We start from the raw sequence: 2,339 nt of genomic DNA, 5'->3' as shown, positions 1-2,339 counted from the left end.
GGCCCATCCGCCAGATCCCCCGCAGGTCCTTGCGGGCGGTATCGACGATATCCACTCGGCTGTCGGGGTCATCGATCCAATCCACCGGGTTCTGCGTGTGGGCACACTAGTTCGCGGTGGTATTAATGTTATCTCCGGCCGCCCGGGTGCTATACTCCCCCGGGGCCGGCCGCAATCCGGCGGTCCGCCCGCCGGCAGCTTTCGTGAACCAGCAAGGACGGTATGAACGTGACGGCATCAGCGGATCCGGCGGACGGCGCCCCCGAAGCGGCAGCCCTGCCCCCCATCGACCCCCGGCAGTTCCGCAATACCATCGGGCAGTTCTGCACCGGTATCACGGTGATCACCACGTTCACCGACGACAACACCCCGGTCGGTTTCGCCTGCCAGTCCTTCGCGTCGCTGTCCCTCGACCCGCCGCTGGTTCTGTTCTGCCCGACCAAGGGCTCACGTTCCTGGGCCGCGATCGAGGCCAACGGCCGGTTCTGCGCCAACGTCCTGGCCGAGGAACAGCAACCGGTCTGCGCGAAATTCGGGTCCCGCGAACCGGACAAGTTCGCCGGAACCGATTGGCACACCTCTGAACTCGGTCTCCCCCGGCTCGACCACTCGCTGGCCACCATCGAATGCGAGGTGGATCGCGTGGTGGACGGCGGCGATCACTACATCGTCATCGGCCGGGTCCTGGCGATGACCGAAACCGCTGCGACGGCGAACGGCCGCCCGCTGCTGTTCTACCGCGGCCAGTACACCGCCATAGAACCGGAGAAGACCACCCCGGCCCCCTGGCGCGCCGACCTGGACGATTTCCTCACCACCACCACCCTGGACACCTGGCTCTAGTTCCGGCGGCCGATCCACTGCACGGCCGACCGGTGGCGGCAGCGCAATAAAAGTCGCTGTCGCGGCGCAGAAGCGTCAGCCCGCGGAGTCCGGCGGCTGTCGCGACCATTGGGTCGGCCGTGCCCGCGCTGCGGAACACTTCACAGCAGCGTGTATCACGAGCCCTCGCTGCGTTCGGCCGCGGACAGCAAGGTTGCTGCCGCGGCGCGCGCCTGCTGGGCCGCACGCGGTCCGTCGCCCTGCACGGCGGCCGTGGCCATGGCGCCGTTGGCGAGAATCATCAACTGGTCGGCCAAGTCTGCCGGAAATGAGCATTCGGCGACGAGTTCGGCCAGATAGTCGCGCATCGCTAGTTTGTGCCGGCGGGCGATGCGGCCGATATCGTCGGAAGTACCGCCCAGTTCCCCGACGGTATTGATGAACAGGCAGCCCCGGAACGCGGGGTCGGCGAACCATTCGAGCAGGTAGTCGAATACGGCCAGGATCCGCTCGCGCGGTGTTTCGGCCCGTGCCTGCACATAGTCGGCGATCGCCGTGCGTACATCGCGGTCACGCTGCTCCAGTACCGCACACACCAGCGCGGATTTGGACGGGAAAAGCCGGTAGAGCCGTTTCAGCGGCACGTTCGCGGCATCGCGGATCCTGTCCATCCCGACTGCCTGCACCCCGCGATCGTTGAACAGGCGATCGGCCGCCGCCAGCACCTGCGCCGCTTCGGTTTCCGCCGGCATCACGACCTCCTTGCGCTGAGAACCTTCGTTCTCCTACACTACAGTTGCCCGCGAGAACGACCGTTCTCACGCCGGCTCCGAAGGAGACAACAATGAGTTCCGGAACCGCCACCAAGACCGCAGTACTCGTGATGAGCGACCCGAACGGTGGTGACGAAGCACTCGGCCGCATGTTCAACGCCCTCGCCGCCGCCTACGACTTCGACCAGGCCGGCGGCGAGGTCCGGGTGCAGTTCCAGGGTGCGGGCACCCGCTGGCCGGAGCTGCTGGAATCACCGGAGCACCCCGCCTACGACGTCTACCAGGCGGTGCGGCATACGATCGCCGGTATCTCCTGTGGGTGCAGCGATCTCTTCGGTGGCGGGGACGGCGCCCGTGCCGCCGGGCTCGAACTGATCAAGGACAACCCCCTGCCGGGGACATCCGGGGTGGCCAGCCTGCGCCTGCTCACCGACAGCGGATATTCGATCCTGACGTTCTGACCATGGAGCATTTCTTCGCGCTCACATTCGGAGCGGAGGAGCAGGCGCACCAGCGCCGCAAAGGCTCATACGACCGCTACGAACACACGCGTTCCGCCGCCCCCCCGCCCCCCCGCCGGGGGGCGGGGGGAGCCGCGGTGGGGCCGCGGGGCGGCCCCCCCACCGGTTGGGGGGGGTGGGGGGGGGGATAACAAACCCGGAAACCCCCCCCCAAAAGCCGCGGACAGGGGGGTGGGGGCCAGAAATCATAGGGTTAAACGGGCGTAGGGGCGGGTACCGGGAC

Annotated in this window: 3 protein-coding genes; 2 read left to right on the top strand and 1 reads right to left on the bottom strand. The window is 67.5% G+C overall.

The window, feature by feature from the left end:
* The first annotated feature begins 222 nt into the window (after positions 1–222).
* Positions 223–843, top strand: coding sequence for a 3-hydroxy-9,10-secoandrosta-1,3,5(10)-triene-9,17-dione monooxygenase reductase subunit (gene hsaB / locus QH196_RS28480; protein ID WP_432278109.1), 621 nt, complete (start codon positions 223–225; stop codon positions 841–843).
* A gap of 155 nt (positions 844–998) precedes the next feature.
* Here the strand turns inward: hsaB and QH196_RS28475 are convergent, their stop codons facing one another.
* Positions 999–1,574 (bottom strand): TetR/AcrR family transcriptional regulator, encoded by a 576-nt coding sequence (locus QH196_RS28475; protein ID WP_280418928.1) that lies wholly within the window; start codon positions 1,572–1,574, stop codon positions 999–1,001.
* A gap of 92 nt (positions 1,575–1,666) precedes the next feature.
* On the opposite strand from QH196_RS28475, the gene QH196_RS28470 reads away from it, so the two are divergent.
* A complete protein-coding gene (locus QH196_RS28470) occupies positions 1,667–2,056 on the top strand; it encodes a hypothetical protein (RefSeq protein WP_280418927.1) in 390 nt (129 codons plus the stop codon).
* Positions 2,057–2,339: the final 283 nt, after the last annotated feature.

The organism is Nocardia carnea (assembly GCF_029868325.1).
Lineage (GTDB): Bacteria > Actinomycetota > Actinomycetes > Mycobacteriales > Mycobacteriaceae > Nocardia > Nocardia carnea_C.
Note: the sequence above shows the minus strand (reverse complement) of the source record. Positions and strands in the feature narration are given on the sequence as shown.